Annotated in this window: 16 protein-coding genes; 5 read left to right on the top strand and 11 right to left on the bottom strand. The window is 61.8% G+C overall.

Features of this window, described 5'->3' with window-relative positions; genetic code table 11:
* The first annotated feature begins 71 nt into the window (after positions 1 to 71).
* Complete coding sequence (locus PSUM_RS15365; RefSeq protein ID WP_020800335.1) at positions 72 to 608, top strand: TetR/AcrR family transcriptional regulator; 537 nt, start codon at positions 72 to 74, stop codon at positions 606 to 608.
* A 236-nt stretch (positions 609 to 844) separates the two neighbouring features.
* On the top strand, positions 845 to 4,315 hold the full coding sequence (locus tag PSUM_RS15360) for a hybrid sensor histidine kinase/response regulator (protein WP_083348469.1): 3,471 nt from the start codon (positions 845 to 847) through the stop codon (positions 4,313 to 4,315).
* Between the two features lie 1,147 nt (positions 4,316 to 5,462).
* Here PSUM_RS15360 and PSUM_RS15355 read toward each other — a convergent pair.
* From PSUM_RS15355 to PSUM_RS31720, 3 genes are all read right to left on the bottom strand, one after another.
* A complete protein-coding gene (locus PSUM_RS15355; protein WP_169840440.1) occupies positions 5,463 to 6,827 on the bottom strand; it encodes a DNA recombination protein RmuC in 1,365 nt (454 codons plus the stop codon).
* Between the two features lie 175 nt (positions 6,828 to 7,002).
* Positions 7,003 to 7,326, bottom strand: coding sequence for an SEL1-like repeat protein (locus tag PSUM_RS15350; RefSeq protein WP_080725343.1), 324 nt, complete (start codon positions 7,324 to 7,326; stop codon positions 7,003 to 7,005).
* Positions 7,327 to 7,661: 335 nt separating this feature from the next.
* The gene (locus PSUM_RS31720) at positions 7,662 to 8,051 is read right to left on the bottom strand and encodes a hypothetical protein (RefSeq protein ID WP_155943754.1); all 390 of its coding nucleotides are present in this window, start codon (positions 8,049 to 8,051) and stop codon (positions 7,662 to 7,664) included.
* Between the two features lie 251 nt (positions 8,052 to 8,302).
* Between PSUM_RS31720 and PSUM_RS15340 the strand changes: the two genes are divergently transcribed.
* From PSUM_RS15340 to PSUM_RS15330, 3 genes are all read left to right on the top strand, one after another.
* Positions 8,303 to 8,527 carry a hypothetical protein gene (locus PSUM_RS15340; protein WP_007898912.1) on the top strand — a complete coding sequence of 75 codons (225 nt, stop codon included), beginning with the start codon at positions 8,303 to 8,305 and terminating at the stop codon, positions 8,525 to 8,527.
* A 261-nt stretch (positions 8,528 to 8,788) separates the two neighbouring features.
* Entirely contained in the window at positions 8,789 to 9,271 is a 483-nt protein-coding gene (locus tag PSUM_RS15335; protein ID WP_020800340.1) for a hypothetical protein, read from the top strand.
* Between the two features lie 146 nt (positions 9,272 to 9,417).
* Positions 9,418 to 10,686 (top strand): OmpP1/FadL family transporter, encoded by a 1,269-nt coding sequence (locus tag PSUM_RS15330; RefSeq protein WP_033038448.1) that lies wholly within the window; start codon positions 9,418 to 9,420, stop codon positions 10,684 to 10,686.
* A gap of 180 nt (positions 10,687 to 10,866) precedes the next feature.
* Here the strand turns inward: PSUM_RS15330 and PSUM_RS15325 are convergent, their stop codons facing one another.
* From PSUM_RS15325 to cobU, 8 genes are all read right to left on the bottom strand, one after another.
* Positions 10,867 to 11,433 carry a glutathione peroxidase gene (locus PSUM_RS15325; RefSeq protein ID WP_020800342.1) on the bottom strand — a complete coding sequence of 189 codons (567 nt, stop codon included), beginning with the start codon at positions 11,431 to 11,433 and terminating at the stop codon, positions 10,867 to 10,869.
* Positions 11,434 to 11,519: 86 nt separating this feature from the next.
* On the bottom strand, positions 11,520 to 11,642 hold the full coding sequence (locus PSUM_RS32380; RefSeq protein WP_020800343.1) for a hypothetical protein: 123 nt from the start codon (positions 11,640 to 11,642) through the stop codon (positions 11,520 to 11,522).
* Positions 11,639 to 12,847 carry an MFS transporter gene (locus tag PSUM_RS15320; RefSeq protein ID WP_020800344.1) on the bottom strand — a complete coding sequence of 403 codons (1,209 nt, stop codon included), beginning with the start codon at positions 12,845 to 12,847 and terminating at the stop codon, positions 11,639 to 11,641. Before PSUM_RS15320 ends, PSUM_RS32380 begins: the two co-directional genes overlap by 4 nt.
* A gap of 52 nt (positions 12,848 to 12,899) precedes the next feature.
* Positions 12,900 to 13,304, bottom strand: a complete 405-nt coding sequence (locus PSUM_RS15315; protein WP_020800345.1) for a MarR family winged helix-turn-helix transcriptional regulator — start codon at positions 13,302 to 13,304, stop codon at positions 12,900 to 12,902.
* Positions 13,305 to 13,461: 157 nt separating this feature from the next.
* Positions 13,462 to 14,196 (bottom strand): adenosylcobinamide-GDP ribazoletransferase, encoded by a 735-nt coding sequence (locus tag PSUM_RS15310; RefSeq protein ID WP_020800346.1) that lies wholly within the window; start codon positions 14,194 to 14,196, stop codon positions 13,462 to 13,464.
* A gap of 2 nt (positions 14,197 to 14,198) precedes the next feature.
* Positions 14,199 to 14,774, bottom strand: a complete 576-nt coding sequence (cobC, locus tag PSUM_RS15305) for an alpha-ribazole phosphatase family protein (RefSeq protein WP_083348468.1) — start codon at positions 14,772 to 14,774, stop codon at positions 14,199 to 14,201.
* Positions 14,771 to 15,826, bottom strand: coding sequence for a nicotinate-nucleotide--dimethylbenzimidazole phosphoribosyltransferase (gene cobT / locus PSUM_RS15300; RefSeq protein WP_020800348.1), 1,056 nt, complete (start codon positions 15,824 to 15,826; stop codon positions 14,771 to 14,773). Before cobT ends, cobC begins: the two co-directional genes overlap by 4 nt.
* Positions 15,823 to 16,344 carry a bifunctional adenosylcobinamide kinase/adenosylcobinamide-phosphate guanylyltransferase gene (gene cobU / locus PSUM_RS15295; RefSeq protein WP_083348467.1) on the bottom strand — a complete coding sequence of 174 codons (522 nt, stop codon included), beginning with the start codon at positions 16,342 to 16,344 and terminating at the stop codon, positions 15,823 to 15,825. The genes cobT and cobU overlap by 4 nt, the downstream gene beginning before the upstream one ends.
* Between the last annotated feature and the right edge of the window lie 86 nt (positions 16,345 to 16,430).

Raw genomic sequence — 16,430 nt, 5'->3', positions numbered from 1 at the left:
CGCTTAAAGCAAATTCTTTGTGTTAAGGTCCGGCATGGCCCTACAGAGCCCCGTAAAACAGGACATTTGCAATGACAGCGCCCACTCTACGCCCCGGCGGCCGCAGCGCCCGGGTTCAGGAATCGATCCACACCGCCGTGCGCGAACTGCTTGAAGAGCAAGACCGCGCCAGCGTCACCGTGCCGCAAATTGCCGCGCGCGCGGGGGTCACGCCTTCGACCATTTATCGGCGCTGGGGGGACCTGTCGGCGCTGCTGGCGGACGTCGCCCTGGCCCGCATGCGACCGGAAACCGAGTCGGCCAATACCGGCAGCCTGCTGGGTGATGTGCGAGCCTGGGCGGATCAGTATCTGGATGAAATGAGCTCCGCGCCGGGGCGCAACATGCTGCGCGACGTGCAATCGAGCCTCAAACCGAGCTATTGCGCGACGATCATTGGCGGGCAATTGCAGGTGATTCTGGATCGCTATCCGGATCAACCCAAGCCTGGCGTCGACCGGCTGATCAATATGGTGGCGGCACCCATTGTGTTTCGTATCCTGTTCTCCGAGGCGCCGCTGGAGAGTGAGGAGTTGCATCGGTTGATCGAGATTGCGTTGGGGCAGTGAGGCCGCCTTCGCGAGCAAGCCCGCTCCCACATTGGATCTGCGTCGTACACGGATTAAATGTGGGAGCGGGCTTGCTCGCGAATGAGGACCGCACAGACACCAAAGATCTGACAGCGCACAACCCTGCGACACCCCGCCACGCCACGACCTTGGTCGACACTGACTAACCCCGGCCATCGTGCGAGACTGTCTGTCCGGGCGGGAGGTCCGGGTGTCTTTGGTTGCCTGGAGTTCCCATGTCGCTGTCCAGCGGGCTGATTGCCGTCGTCGCCCTGGCCTATATGGCCATCATGTTCGCCATCGCCTTCTACGGCGACCGCCGCAGCGCGCCCTTGCCGCCGCGGATGCGAGCCTGGGTGTACAGCCTGTCGCTGGCGGTCTACTGCACCAGCTGGACCTTCTTCGGTGCGGTGGGCCAGGCGGCCGAACAACTCTGGTCCTTCCTGCCGATCTACCTCGGGCCGATCCTGTTGTTGCTCGGTGCGCCGTGGGTCCTGCAAAAAATGGTGATGATCAGCAAGCAGGAGAACATCACCTCGATTGCCGACTTCATTGCCGCCCGCTACGGCAAATCGCAGTCCCTGGCGGTGGTGGTGGCGCTGATCTGCCTGGTCGGCGTGCTGCCCTACATCGCACTGCAGCTCAAGGGCATCGTGCTCGGCGTGAACCTGCTGATCGGTGCCGGCGCCGATGCCATGGGGGTTCGCGCGCAAGACACTGCGCTGGTGGTGTCCCTCGTACTGGCGCTGTTCACCATTGTCTTCGGCACGCGCAACCTCGACGCCACGGAACACCACCGCGGCATGGTGTTGGCGATTGCGTTCGAGTCGCTGGTCAAGTTGTTCGCTTTCCTGGCGGTGGGCGCCTACGTGACTTTCGGCCTCTACGACGGTTTCGATGACCTGTTCGACCAGGCCATGCTCGCCCCGCGCCTGGAGGAATACTGGAAGGAGACCATCAACTGGCCATCGATGGTGGTGCAGACCGGCGTGGCGATGATGGCGATCATCTGCCTGCCGCGGCAGTTTCACGTGACCGTGGTCGAGAACATCGACCCGCAGGATCTGCGCCTGGCCAAATGGGTGTTCCCGGCTTACCTCGCCCTGGCGGCCCTGTTTGTCGTGCCGATCGCGCTGGCGGGCCAGATGCTGCTGCCCAGCTCCGTGCTACCGGACTCCTTTGTCATCAGCCTGCCCCTGGCCCAGGCTCATCCTGCCCTGGCGTTGCTGGCCTTTATCGGCGGCGCATCGGCGGCCACGGGCATGGTGATCGTGGCCAGCGTGGCGCTGTCGACCATGGTCTCCAACGACATGCTGCTGCCCTGGCTGCTGCGCCGCAACAATGCCGAGCGCCCGTTCGAGGTGTTTCGCCAGTGGATGCTGTCGGTGCGCCGCGTGACCATCGTGGTCATCCTGCTGCTGGCCTACGTCAGTTATCGCCTGCTGGGATCGACCGCCAGCCTGGCGACCATCGGCCAGATCGCCTTCGCCGCCGTGACGCAACTGGCACCGGCGATGCTCGGCGCGCTGTACTGGAAACAGGCCAACCGCCGCGGCGTATTTGCCGGACTCGCCGCCGGTACATTCCTATGGTTCTACACACTGGTCCTGCCGATTGCCGCCCATAGCCTGGGTTTATCCCTGAACAGTTTTCCGGGTCTGGCCTGGCTGCACAGCAATCCATTGAATCTGCCAATCACCCCGCTGACCCAAGGCGTGGTGCTGTCGCTGGCGGGCAACTTCACGCTGTTCGCCTGGGTCTCGGTGTTGTCGCGCACCCGCGTGTCGGAGCACTGGCAGGCCGGGCGCTTCATCGGCCAGGAAATCAGTGCCCGACCCAGCGCCCGCTCGATGCTCGCGGTACAGATCGACGATCTGCTGCAACTGGCCGCGCGCTTCGTCGGTGAAGAACGCGCGCGGCAGAGCTTCATTCGTTTTGCCTACCGCCAGGGCAAGGGCTTCAATCCGAACCAGAACGCCGATGGTGAGTGGATCGCCCACACCGAACGATTGCTCGCGGGTGTGCTGGGCGCTTCATCGACGCGTGCGGTGGTAAAAGCCGCCATTGAAGGCCGTGAAATGCAACTCGAAGACGTCGTGCGCATCGCCGACGAGGCTTCCGAAGTCCTGCAATTCAACCGCGCGCTGCTGCAAGGCGCGATCGAGAACATCACCCAGGGCATCAGCGTGGTCGACCAGTCGCTGAAGCTGGTGGCCTGGAACCGCCGCTACCTGGAGCTGTTCAACTACCCGGATGGCCTGATCAGCGTCGGCCGGCCGATTGCCGACATCATCCGCTACAACGCCGAGCGCGGCTTGTGTGGCCCCGGTGAAGCGGAAGTGCACGTCGCGCGTCGCCTGCACTGGATGCGCCAAGGTCGGGCGCACACGTCCGAACGGCTGTTCCCCAATGGCCGGGTGATCGAACTGATCGGCAACCCGATGCCCGGCGGCGGCTTCGTCATGAGTTTCACCGACATCACGGCGTTCCGCGAAGCCGAGCAGGCGTTGACCGAGGCCAATGAGGGCCTGGAACAGCGTGTCGCGGAGCGCACGCACGAGCTGTCGCAACTCAACGTAGCCCTGACCGAAGCCAAGGGCACCGCCGAGGCCGCGAACCAGTCGAAGACCCGATTCCTGGCGGCGGTCAGCCATGACCTCATGCAACCGTTGAACGCCGCGCGCCTGTTTTCCGCCGCCCTGACTCACCAGGACGACGGTTTGTCCACCGAGGCGCAAAAACTGGTCCAGCACCTGGACAGCTCGCTGCGATCGGCCGAAGACCTGATCAGCGATTTGCTGGACATTTCCCGCCTGGAAAACGGCAAGATCAACCCGGATGCCAAGCCGTTCGCGCTCAATGAGTTGTTCGACACCCTGGGTGCCGAGTTCAAGGCGCTGGCGCGGGACCAGGGCCTGGAATTTCGCGTCAGGCGCAGTTCGCTGCGCATCAACAGCGACATAAAGCTCTTGCGCCGCATCCTGCAGAATTTCCTCACCAACGCTTTCCGCTATGCCAAGGGGCCGGTGCTGCTGGGCGTGCGCCGTCGCCAGGGTGAGGTGTGCCTTGAAGTGTGGGACCGTGGGCCAGGCATTCCGGAAGACAAGCAACAGGTGATATTCGAAGAATTCAAACGCCTCGACAGCCATCAGACCCGCGCCGAGAAAGGGCTTGGCCTGGGGCTGGCGATCGCCGACGGATTATGTCGCGTGCTGGGACACAAGCTACGCGTACGCTCGTGGCCGGGACGCGGCAGCGTGTTCAGCGTCAGCGTCCCCCTGGCCCGCGCGCAAGCCGCGCTGCCGGCCCAGCCCGCCGAACTCAATGGCAAACTGCCCAGCGGCGCCCAGGTACTGTGCATCGACAATGAAGACAGCATCCTGATCGGCATGAACAGCCTGCTCACCCGCTGGGGCTGCCAAGTCTGGACCGCGCGTAACCGCGAGGAATGCATGGCCCTGCTCAGCGATGGCCTGCGTCCGCAATTGGCACTGGTGGATTACCACCTGGACGATGGCGAAACCGGGACCGAACTGATGGCCTGGCTGCGCACCCGACTGGGCGAGCCGGTACCCGGCGTGGTCATCAGCGCCGACGGGCGCCCCGAGACCGTGGCCCAGGTGCATGCTGCGGGGTTGGATTATTTGGCCAAGCCAGTGAAACCGGCGGCGTTGCGGGCGTTGTTGAGTCGGCATTTGCCGCTATAACGCTTTCGCTTTAGCCCACGGGCCCTGCGCACCGATCGTTCCCATGCTCCGCGTTCCGCTTTCGACGCAAGGCTTGAGTCGGGTGCAAGGGTGACGCCGAGCGTCACGGGATGCATTCCCACGCAGAGCGTGGGAACGATCAATCGGCAGCGTTGCGGGCCCTGCGCACCGATCGTTCCCATGCTCCGCGTGGGAATGCCGCCAGGGACGCTCCGCGTTCCGCTTTTGACGCAAGGCTTTAGTCGGGTGCAAGGGTGACGCCGAGCGTCACGGGATGCATTCCCACGCAGAGCGTGGGAACGATCAATCGGCGGCGTTGCGGTCCCTGCGCACCGATCGTTCCCATGCTCCGCGTGCGAATGCCGCCGGGGACGCTCCGCGTTCCGCTATCGACGCAAGGCTTGAGTCGGGTGCAAGGGTGACGCCGAGCGTCACGGGATGCATTCCCACGCAGAGCGTGGGAACGATCAATCGGCGGCGTTGCGGTCCCTGCGCACCGATCGTTCCCATGCTCCGCGTGCGAATGCCGCCGGGGACGCTCCGCGTTCCGCTATCGACGCAAGGCTTGAGTCGGGTGCAAGGGTGACGCCGAGCGTCACGGGATGCATTCCCACGCAGAGCGTGGGAACGATCAATCGGCGGCGTTGCGGTCCCTGCGCACCGATCGTTCCCATGCTCCGCGTGCGAATGCCGCCGGGGACGCTCCGCGTTCCGCTTTTGACGCAAGGCTTGAGTCGGGTGCAAGAATGACGCGGAGCGTCACGGGATGCATTCCCACGCAGAGCGTGGGAACGATCAATCGGCGGCGTTGCGGTCCCTGCGCACCGATCGCTTCCATGCTCCGCGTGGGAATGCCGCCGGGGACGCTCCGCGTTCCGCTTTCGGCGCAAGGCTGGAGTCAGGTGCAAGTGTGACGCGGAGCGTCACGGGATGCATTCCCACGCAGGAGCGTGGGAACGATCAACCGGCGGCGTTGCGGGCCCTGCGCACCGATCGTTCCCATGCTCCGCGTGGGAATGCCGCCGGGGACGCTCCGCGTTCCGCTTTTGACGCAAGGCTTTAGTCGGGTGCAAGGGTGACGCCGAGCGTCACGGGATGCATTCCCACGCAGAGCGTGGGAACGATCAACAATCGCGGGCAGGCTCGCCTATTCCGGCAATTCGACCAACCCGTCAATATCGGTCATCGCCCGCTCCAGCAAATCCGCTGGCAAGCTCTTGCTCGCCCGCGCGCCCAGCAGCTTGAGCTGCTCACTGCGGCTGACCAGGTTGCCGCGGCCTTCTGTCAGCTTGTTGCGCGCCGAGCTGTAGGCTTTGTCCAGTTGCTGCAAGCGATTGCCGACTTCGTCCAGATCCTGGATGAACAACACGAACTTGTCGTACAGCCATCCTGCCCGCTCGGCGATTTCCCGGGCGTTCTGGCTTTGCCGCTCCTGCTTCCACAGGCTGTCGATGACACGCAGGGTCGCCAGCAGCGTGGTCGGGCTGACGATCACGATGTTGCGGTCGAAGGCTTCCTGGAACAGTGTGGGCTCCGCCTGCAACGCGGCAGAGAACGCCGCTTCGATCGGTACGAACAACAGGACGAAGTCCAGGCTGTGCAAGCCGTCCAGGCGTTTGTAGTCCTTGCCGGCCAAGCCCTTGACGTGGTTGCGCAGCGACAGCACATGTTGCTTGATGGCGATCTGGCCGATGGCTTCGTCTTCGGCCGCCACGTACTGCTGATAGGCCGTCAGGCTGACCTTGGAGTCGACGACCACCTGCTTGTCGCCGGGCAGGTAAATGATCACGTCCGGCTGGAAACGCTCGCCGTCCGGGCCCTTGAGATTGACCTGGGTCTGGTACTCGCGCCCCTTCTCCAGCCCCGCATGCTCAAGCACGCGTTCCAGAATCAACTCGCCCCAGTTGCCCTGGGTTTTCTGTCCTTTCAAGGCGCGGGTCAGATTGGTGGCTTCGTCGCTCAAGCGCAGGTTGAGCTGTTGCAGGCGCTCCAGTTCCTTGGCCAGGGAAAAGCGCTCTCGGGCTTCAGCCTGATAACTTTCCTCAACGCGCTTTTCAAAAGACTGGATGCGCTCTTTCAACGGATCGAGCAATTGCCCCAGGCGCTGCTGGCTGGTTTCGGCAAAACGCTGCTCGCGCTCGTCGAAGATTTTCCCGGCCAGTTCGGCGAACTGCGCACGCAGCTCGTCCCGTGAGCCCTGCAGGTCGTTGAGGCGCTGCTGATGGCTTTCCTGTTGCTCGCGCAGCTCGGCCTTGAGAGAAGCGGCCAGGGCGTCGAGGCGGCGCAGTTCGACTTCTTTGCCAGCGCGTTCGATATTCCAGGCGTGAGCAGCATCGCGGGCATCGTCACGCTCGATTTGCAGCAGCTCGACCTCACGGCGCACCGCGGCGAGGTCCGCTTGCTTGGCTGCGTTGGCTTGACCGAGATCGGCGATTTCATCGCGACAGGCCTCAAGTTGCGCATTCACCCCATCCTGCGCCAGATTCGCCGTGGCCAGGCGCTCTTCCAGCAACGATGCCTGGGCCTGGGCGGTGCTCGCCCGGCGCTGCAGTTGCCAGGCCAACACCAGCAATGGCAACGCCGCGCCCGCAAGCCCCAGCAATGCGCTGGTCAAGTCCATAGCCATAGCCACTCCTGCCATTGAAATAAAGCCTGAAGGTTAACCAAGGCGTCAGGTCTTGGACAGCTCAGTCTTCGATCAGGCCCAGTTCCTGTTGCGCACGCAGGTCCCCTGCCCGCGCGGCCTGACGCAAGAGATCCTGGCCAATCCGGCGATCCCGGGCATTGCCGCACTCACGGCACATCAGTTGCCCCAACCGGCTTTGCGCGGCGACGACGCCTTCACGGGCCGGTTGCTTGAGTAAACGTCCGGCGATGTGTTTGACGTTGGAGTTTTCGCCCAGGCGCGGGCTGTCCAGCAACCACTCGGCCACCCGCATCGAAAAGCGCTTGGGTGAGGCTACCGTGGACGATTTGGCGGAAGAGGAAGGAGGTGGTGTACGAAACTTCATAAAGCACTGTGGGCAGATCGGAAGGCGCGCCACTCTACTCTCTTTTTCTTACAGGTAAAGCCGAAAAAAACCCGGCACGCCCGTCCTAGAGCAAGCGCTCGGGACAATCCACAGAAGCTGTGGATAACTCAGTGGACAACCGCCATTGAACTCGCGCAAAGGCTTATGGAATGGGGCCTGCAGTCAAACTGACGATTTTTTCACCAGTTAAAAAAGACGATATTTTTCATTGACTTAAATTTTGGTTACAGGCACCCACTGCGTTTGAAGGCTGGATGACAGCAGGGTGACAGTCTGCGCAACTAATGTGCACAACTACCTTCTGGATGGTTATATCACCGGTTTTTTTCGGCGCAATTTTCTTGCTCGTTGGGGATAACCCCCCGTAAAACCCGCGCTCCAGGCAGCTCCCAGCGATGACCGCCGGTCGGATTACGCTCGATGATCGAACAATTTCCAAGGCTCGTCGAAGCGTAGGCGAAGGATGACGCCAAGCGAACATCCAGGATTTTTTGCCAGCACACTTCCCTTTGCCTTTTCAATCCGTTACTATCCGCGGCGTTAGTACCAAGCTGAAAGTCAATTCTGGTCGAACAAATCCCCCCGGCGCAGCCTTCCCACAGGAAGCCGCTACCGAAAAAGCGGGATCGACCACCTCGATGGTTTCCAGGTAAATCTTGCGCCAATACAGCCTTTGAATAAACGAAGGGTGTTGCCAAGCTCATTTACGCTGACCGAACCAGCCTGCAAATTGATCAGGATCTTCACCCCGGGCCCAGAACCTTTGCCCTTGATGTGTTGCCTGCCCTCCTAAGTACCTACCTGCCAGCCCAAGCGCGCCAATTTATCAGCGCTTCAAACTGGCTGCTTTGTTCCAATCAGGGTTCTTCGTTCGACCAACGGTGGTCGTCGTTACTGGAACGTTTTAATTTTGCACGGCTCTTATCCGTGTCGCTTGTAGGAACACCCAATGACTATGTCTACTCAAATCCACACCCAGGATGCCATCCGCACCCTAACCAACGCTTTTGCACCAATGAACTGCCTGATCATGGCCGCTCGCAAAGGCTGTTTCAGCTTCACCCTGGTCAACGAACACGGCATCGCCCGTCACAGCGAACGCCTGTACCCCGACCAATATTCCAGCGCCGAACCGCTGCAGGCGGTCATCGAGCGTACGCGTCAGGCCTTGGTCGCCTGATACGCCAGCAAGCCTGAAACACCAGAAGCCCCGCCCGAAAAGCGGGGCTTTTTGTTGCGCAAGGTTTCACGATGACTAAGCACGGATAGATATAACGTTTATAACTCGCCGGCAGAAATATTTTAAAAACAGTCCTTTACGCGGTGAATATGACACTAGACTTCAACTCAAGCGGCTTGATCCGCTTCCGACGAGCCTGAGTCGATTCACCGCTGCCAAAGCCTTTCAGGTTCGTCGCCAATTTGATGTATCGAGGGTTTTATGGGTATCGCTGCCAGCGAACTGTGCCGTTATGTAATCCGTCCGACCTTGATCTACCTTGGACGCCATAGCGCAACCGCCGAATCCCTGCTGCTAGGCATCGCCGCCAGCCAGTCAGCCCTTGGTTCCGCCCTGCATGACCGCCGTGGACACGGCCTGTATCGAATCGCCGAACCCCGCCACCAGGCACTTTGGGACCATTACCTGGCACTCGATCCGGAACGCGCCAGCCTGGTGCGTGGCCTGGCCAGCCAACATGCATTCCTCAGCGGCCCGCACCTGGAATTGACCGTCAACCTGCGTTACGCCACCGCCATCGCCTGGCTGCTGGTCGAAGAACAGAATACCCCCCTCCCCGAACCAGACGACTTGCTGGGCATGGCCCGAATCTGGCGCCAGACCTTCCAGCCCCAGGGACGCCTGAGAGATTTCACCTGCGCCTGGCAAACCTGTGTTGCACCGCTGAATCAGGTCGCCTGCTGACTGCCCCGAATTCAAAGATCGCTCAACTGGCAGCGAATTTGGTCGGATTGTCCTACAAAACCGCTCTAAATCAAGCATTACAGCCTATGGCGCTGGGACGAAAATGTTGGTAATTTTCGCCCCGGTGATCACCAGGAGTTCTAATAATGAAAAAAGTAATGCTCAAAACCACCATTAGCCTCGCCGTTGCCTTGGCATCCACCCAGATCTTCGCGAGTGGTTTCGCCCTCAACGAACAAAGCATCAGCGGGATGGGGACAGGTTTTGCCGGGCGATCTTCCGCTGCCGACGACGCATCCACCGTATTTGGCAACCCTGCTGGCATGTCGCGCCTCAAGCGCGAACAAGTGACTGGCGGTGTTGCATTCATCGACGCGCACGCTGATATCAGCGATGCCAGCTCCCGTCCCAATGGCGGCACCAACAAAGGTGACATGGTCCCTTTCATGGGCGTGCCGATGGGCTACTACGTCAAGCCACTCGATGACCAGTGGGCAGTCGGTTTCGGCGTCTACGCGCCATTCGGCCTGGTGACCGACTACGAGAACGGCTTTGCCGGCCGTTACTTCGGCAGCAAGAGTGAAGTCACCATCGTGACGCTGCAGCCAACCGTCAGCTACGCCTTTAACGACAAGGTGTCGATCGGCTTCGGTCCTACCATTAACCGCATCGACGGCAAGCTGGAATCGAACCTTTCGCTGAACCCGGCGGCTCCGGACGGCGAAGTTAAGATCAAGGGTGACGACACCGCTCTGGGCTACAACATCGGTATCCTGGTGCAAGCCACCGACAGCACTCGCGTCGGCCTGACCTACCACTCGAAAGTGAAGTACAAGCTCGAGGGTGACACCAAGGTCAACTACGGCTTCCTCACGAACCTGCGTCAGAACCCGAACCAGAAGTACGACGCTTCACTGGACATCACCACGCCTGAGTCGGTCGACTTCTCGGTCACCCATCAACTGGACGACCAGTGGACCCTCTACGCAGGCAGCACCTGGACTCGCTGGAGCCGCCTGAAAGAAATCACCGTCGAGAACAGTGGCGTGCCTGCTGCTTTGAACCCAGCGTTTGGCACCATCACCGAAGAGCAGAACTGGCACGACACCTGGGCTCACGCCATCGGTGCCTCCTACCAGTTGAACAAGCAGTGGGTACTGCGTACCGGTCTGTCGGTTGACCAGGCGCCAACCAACAACGAAAACCGCTCTCCACGCATCCCCACCGGCGATCGCAAGATTTTCAGCCTGGGTGCCGGCTGGAGCCCGACCGACGACCTGACCATCGACGTTGCGTATTCGTACCTGCATGAAGAGTCGGTCAAGGTCAACGATAACAACGGCCGCCAAGCCTACAGCTCCAAGTATGAAAACTGGGCGAACGGTTTCGGTGTCGGTGCGACCTACCGCTTCTGATGACCGTCAGGGAGTTTGAAAGGCTCGCCGCCTGAATCAAAAAAAGCCCCGCGCTCTTACACAGAGGCGGGGCTTTTTTGTGGGAGCGAGCCTGCTCGCGATGGACGTCAACGATAACGTGTGAAGCCTGACACCCCGCGGCGCTCTCAAGTCCATCGCGAGCAGGCTCGCTCCCACAGATCAAGGAGTGGAGGCCAATGGTGGCGAAGCCAGGGCTTTTTCCACGGCCTCAATGAACTCGGGATCATCGGGCTTGGTCAGGCTGGAAAAGCTGGCAATCACCTTGCCCTGGCGATCGACCACGTACTTGTAGAAATTCCACTTCGGCGCGCCGCTTTGTTTGGCGAGGACCTGGAACAGGTGCGTGGCATCGTCACCACGAACTTTCTGCGGTTCGGTCATGGTGAAGGTCACCCCGTAGTTCACGTAACAGACCTTGGCGGTCTCGGCGCCGTCCTTGGACTCTTGCTTGAAATCATTGGACGGCACACCGATCACCTCCAGCCCCTGTTCCTTGTAGCGCTGATTGAGCGCCTCGAGGCTTTTGAACTGCGGGGCAAAACCACAGAAGCTGGCGGTATTGACCACCACCAGCGGCTTGCCGGCGAAACGCTGGCACAGATCGATGGATTCCTTGGCGCGCAGCTTGGGCAACGAGCCTTCGAGCAGCGCCGGGCACTCTGCCGCCTGGGCCAATCCGGTAAACGCTACCAGTAACACGGGAACCGCCAGCCAGCGCATCAGCATATCGGTGCTTCCTTGAGAGTTCTTGTGAGATTGAAGTTACTCGCCCTCACTTGCTGCTAGCAAGCGTCCTTGAAGAATGCCGCCCTCTAGCACGCCCCCATTCCCAGTTGCATCAACGCCAGGCCGCCCTGATGCCAGCCCCACCAGGCCACGGCCAGCAGCAAGCCGCACACAGCGGCGATCACGATCCGCGACCAGAGGCTGTTCATGTCGCACTCAGCTGGCTTTGCAGACGCGCCACGGGCCGCTCACGCACGGGCCAGTTAAGCGCGGCCGCCATCAGGCTCAAGAGGATCGCCACCTGCCAGATCAAGTCGTAGCTCCCGGTCCGGTCGTACACCACCCCGCCCAGCCAGCCACCGAGAAATGACCCGAGCTGGTGAAACAGGAAAACAATCCCACCGAGCATGGACAGGTTTCGTACGCCGAACAAGGTGGCCACGGTGCCGTTGGTCAAGGGAACGGTCGACAACCATAGGAACCCCATGGCCATCCCGAACAGGTAGGCGCTGGTCGTCGTCACTGGCGCCCACAGGAACAACCCGATCACCACGGCGCGCAGCAGGTACAGGCCAGTCAACAGACGCGGTTTGGACATGCGCCCGCCGAGCCAGCCGGCGGTATAGGTGCCGAAGATGTTGAACAGGCCGATCAAGGCCAGCACCGTGGTACCCACCGTCGCCGGCAGATGTTGATCCACCAGGTACGCTGGCAGGTGCACGCCAATGAACACCACCTGGAAGCCACAGACAAAAAAGCCGAATGCCAGCAGCCAGAACCCCGAATGGGAGCACGCCTCGCGCAACGCTTCAGAAAGGGTCTGTTCGTGGCCGAGCAGCGGCAGCGGCTTGTCCTTGAGCATGCTCACCAGCGGCACGATCAGTGCCACCAGCACACCCAGCGCCAGCAATGCCGCCGACCAGCCGAGCCAGCCGATCAAACCGAGCGTGCCCGGCAGCATGGCGAACTGGCCGAACGAACCGGCGGCACTGGCGATACCCATGCCCATGCTGCGTTTTTCTGGCGGCACCGCACGCCCGACCACGCCGAGGATCACTGAGAAGGAGGTGCCGGACAGGCCGATCCCGATCAGCAGGCCGGCGCTCAGGGACAAGGTCACCGCCGAGTCGGAAAGCCCCATGCAGACCAACCCCGCCGCGTACAGGACGCCGCCGACCAGCACCACTTTGGCCGCGCCAAAGCGGTCGGCCAGGGCGCCGGTGAAGGGTTGCGCCAGGCCCCAGATCAGGTTCTGCAGGGCGATGGCGAAGGCGAAGACTTCACGCCCCCAGCCGAACTCGGCACTCATCGGCGCCAGGAACAGCCCGAAACCGTGTCGCACCCCGAGGGACAACGCCAGGATCAGCGCACTTCCCAGTAAAACCCAGCCGCACGTACGCCACATCGAGGTCATTCTTGTTCTCCATTTACGGGTATATACCCGCTTAAACTCGAAAAAACTGACCTCAAGCCAGTTCGTCCAGCAACTTCAATAACGTTTCACGCTTTTCCGCGCCCAAGCGATCGACCAAGCGCTGTTGCGCCGCCTCCCAGGCGGGCAAGGCGGCTTTGAGGCGCTCGGCGCCCGCTTCGGTGAGCAGGACGATGCGATTGCGCATGTCCTCGCCCTCGACCAGCGTCACCAGGCCATCACCCTCCAGCACACGCAAGTTGCGCCCCAGGGTACTGCGATCCAGGCCCATGGCTTCGGCGAGGGTGGAGATACTCGGTTGATCCAGGCGCTGCAGGTTGCACAGCAAAGAATACTGCGCAACGTTGATCCCGAAGCCATCGAGAGCGCCGTCGTAATGCCTGCTGACGCCACGGGCGGCGCGACGCAGGTTGATGCATAAACATTGGGATTCGAGCATGGTGCGTGTATATACCCGTGGTTGAATGAAAGCAAATTTATGTTACACCAAACCCCTCTACCTGTAGGAGCGAGCATGCTCGCGATGGACGTCAACGATGACGCTGACTGCCTGACACCCCTCGGTGCTTGTACCTCCATCGCGAGCATGCTCGCTCCTACAGGATTAGCGCCACGCCCACCAGCACTGCTACTTCCAATAGTTCCAGCAACGCCCCTGCCGTGTCACCTGTCGTGCCGCCCAATCGGCGCAGCATCACCTGCCTCAGCCAGGCAAACATCAGCGCCGCCAGCAGCAGCGCCCAAACGCCGTTGAACCCAGCGATCAGCACACACAACAAGGCACTGACCGCCAACACCTGCTTGCCCGCCAACCGCGGAAGATGATCGGCCAGCGCCTGGCCCAATCCACCGGGACGCACGTAGGGCGTGGTGAGGAACAACCCCAGTAACGCGCTGCGGCTAATCAGTGGGACGATGATCAATAGCACACTGTGCTGCTGCTCAATCAACGCTAGCAACGCGGCAAACTTGAGCAGCAACACCAGCACCAGCGTGACCACGGCGATCGGCCCGCTGCGCGGATCCTTCATGATCGTCAGCGTGCGCTCGCGGTCGCCGAATCCGCCCAGCCATGCATCGGCGCTGTCGGCCAGGCCGTCCAGGTGCAGCGCGCCACTGAGCAGCACCCACGCCGTCAATAGCAGTGCGGCATGGAGCAGCAGTGGCGTGCCCAGCAACAGCCCGTTCAGCGCCCACAGAATCACGCCGAACAGCACACCCACCAGCGGATAAAACAGCAGCGAGCGCCCCAGCTCCTCAGGCGTCGGCATGCCCGGCAAACGAACCGGCAGGCTGCTGAGAAATTGCAGGGCGATCCAGAATGGCAACATGTTCAGCGCACTTCCCTCAAGAGACCACCGGGCTCGACCAAGAGCGAGAACAGCGCGCCGTGCGCCACTTCGACATTGAGCAGTTGCTCGCGGGGCAAGCCCCGGGCGTGGGCCAGCAATAAACGCATGACCCCGCCATGACTGACCAGCAGCACACGCTCTCCGGCGTACGCCCCATGCAAGCGTGCGACCGCCGCGAGTACTCGCGCTGAAAACTCCGCGACCGGTTCACCCTCTGGCGGGGTAAACGAATACGGATCAGCCCAGAACAAACCCAGGGCCTGGGCGTCGGTTTCCATCAGTGCCGCGGCACTCTGTCCTTCCCAGGCACCGAAGTGCAGTTCCTGCAGGTCTTTGTTCAGCTCGATCGGCGGCCCTGACTGCATCGCCAGTTCTTCGGCGAAACGCGCACAGCGCTGCAAAGGCGAACTGACCAGGCGATCCCAAGGCCCCTGCCCCGCCACCGCCTGGCGCATCTGCGCCCAGCCCTTGTCGGTCAGCGCATCGTCGAGGCTGCCGCGCAAGCCGCCACCGAGTTCTGTTTCACCGTGACGCAACAAGTCCAGATGCAAGATCATGCCGGACGGTCCGCCACCGCCGCTTCGGCAAACGTCGCCATCTGCCCGTGCAGCTCGCACGCCAGACGCAGCAATGGCACGGCCAGCGCGGCACCACTGCCCTCGCCCAGGCGCAAGCCGAGGTCCAGCAAGGGTTCGGCCTTCAGGGTTTCCAGCACATGACGATGGCCCGGCTCGGCTCCGCGATGACCGAACAACAGCCATTGGCGGCACGACGGATTCAACCGCACCGCGACCAAGGCCGCGACACTGCAGATGAACCCGTCCACCAGCACTGCAATGCCTTGCTGGGCGCACGCCAGGTAGGAGCCCACCAGTGCCGCGATTTCAAAACCGCCCAGATTGAACAAGGTCTGCAGCGCATCGCCACGTTGAGCGCCGTGCAGCACCAGCGCGCGCTCGATCACTTGCGCTTTACGACTGACACCCGCCGCATCCAGCCCCGTACCCGGCCCGGCCAGGTGCACCACCGGGCAATCGAGCAAGGCACAGGCCAGGGCGCTGGCCGCCGTGGTGTTGCCGATGCCCATTTCGCCACCGATGAACAGTTGCGCACCCATCGCAACGGCGCGCTCAACGCTGTCGCGACCGGCCTGCAACGCGCGTTCGCCTTGCGCCGCGGTCATCGCTGGCCCATGCGCAAAATTCGCCGTGCCGGGCCCGATGTTCAGGTGTCGCACACCCGCCAGGTTCAACGACGGTGTGATGGTGCCCAGGTCGACCACTTCCAGGGAGGCGCCCAACTGCCGCGCCAACACACTGATCGCTGCACCGCCGCTGACGAAGTTGAGCAGCATCTGCCCGGTGACTTCCTGGGGATAGGCCGACACTCCCTCGGCCACCACACCATGGTCACCGGCAAAAATCGCGATCCACAACCGCTCCAGACTCGGCTTCACCTGCCCCTGCAGTCCGGCCAGTTGCACCGCCACCGACTCAAGCTGACCGAGTGAGCCGGCCGGCTTGGTCAGTTGCTGTTGACGGGCTTGCGCCTGCTCGACCGCCTGGGCGTCGATCGGTTTGCAGGGGTTCAGCCACCAGGTTGGGCTCATAAAGCAGTTCCTTTCAAAGTCAGGGGCAGGCCGGCAACGGTCAGGACGACACGCTGGCAACGCTCGGCCAGGGCTTGATGCAGCCAACCGGCTTCATCGACATAGCGGCGAGTCAATTCGCCCAGCGGCACGACGCCCATTCCGGTCTCGTTGCTGACAAAAATGATTTCACCCGGCAACGACGCCAGGCATTCGAGCAAGGCTTCGCGCTCGGCCACCAGACGCTCGGTGTCATCGAGCATCAGCAGGTTGGTCATCCACAACGTCAGGCAGTCCACCAGCAGGCAGCGCTCGCTGCTGGCGGTTTCGCGCAGGATGCGGGCCAGTTCCACAGGCTCTTCGATCAACGCCCATTCGGTCGGACGGCGGGCGCGGTGATGGGCGACACGCTCGTTCATTTCACCGTCCAGGGGTTGGCTGGTGGCGATGTAGGTCACTTGAAGGCCGCTTTCGCTGGCGAGTTTTTCCGCCAGGCGACTTTTCCCAGAGCGGGCACCGCCGAGGATCAGTTGGAGCATGGTTTATTCCATAAAATGTGCAGTGTCATGACGGGCCCCTTCGCGGGCAAGCCCGCTCCCACAGTTGTTTGGGTTGGTCACAAAAC

The organism is Pseudomonas umsongensis (genome assembly GCF_002236105.1).
GTDB classification, from domain to species: Bacteria; Pseudomonadota; Gammaproteobacteria; order Pseudomonadales; family Pseudomonadaceae; genus Aquipseudomonas; species Aquipseudomonas umsongensis.
This window is presented reverse-complemented; position numbering and strand designations above follow the sequence as displayed.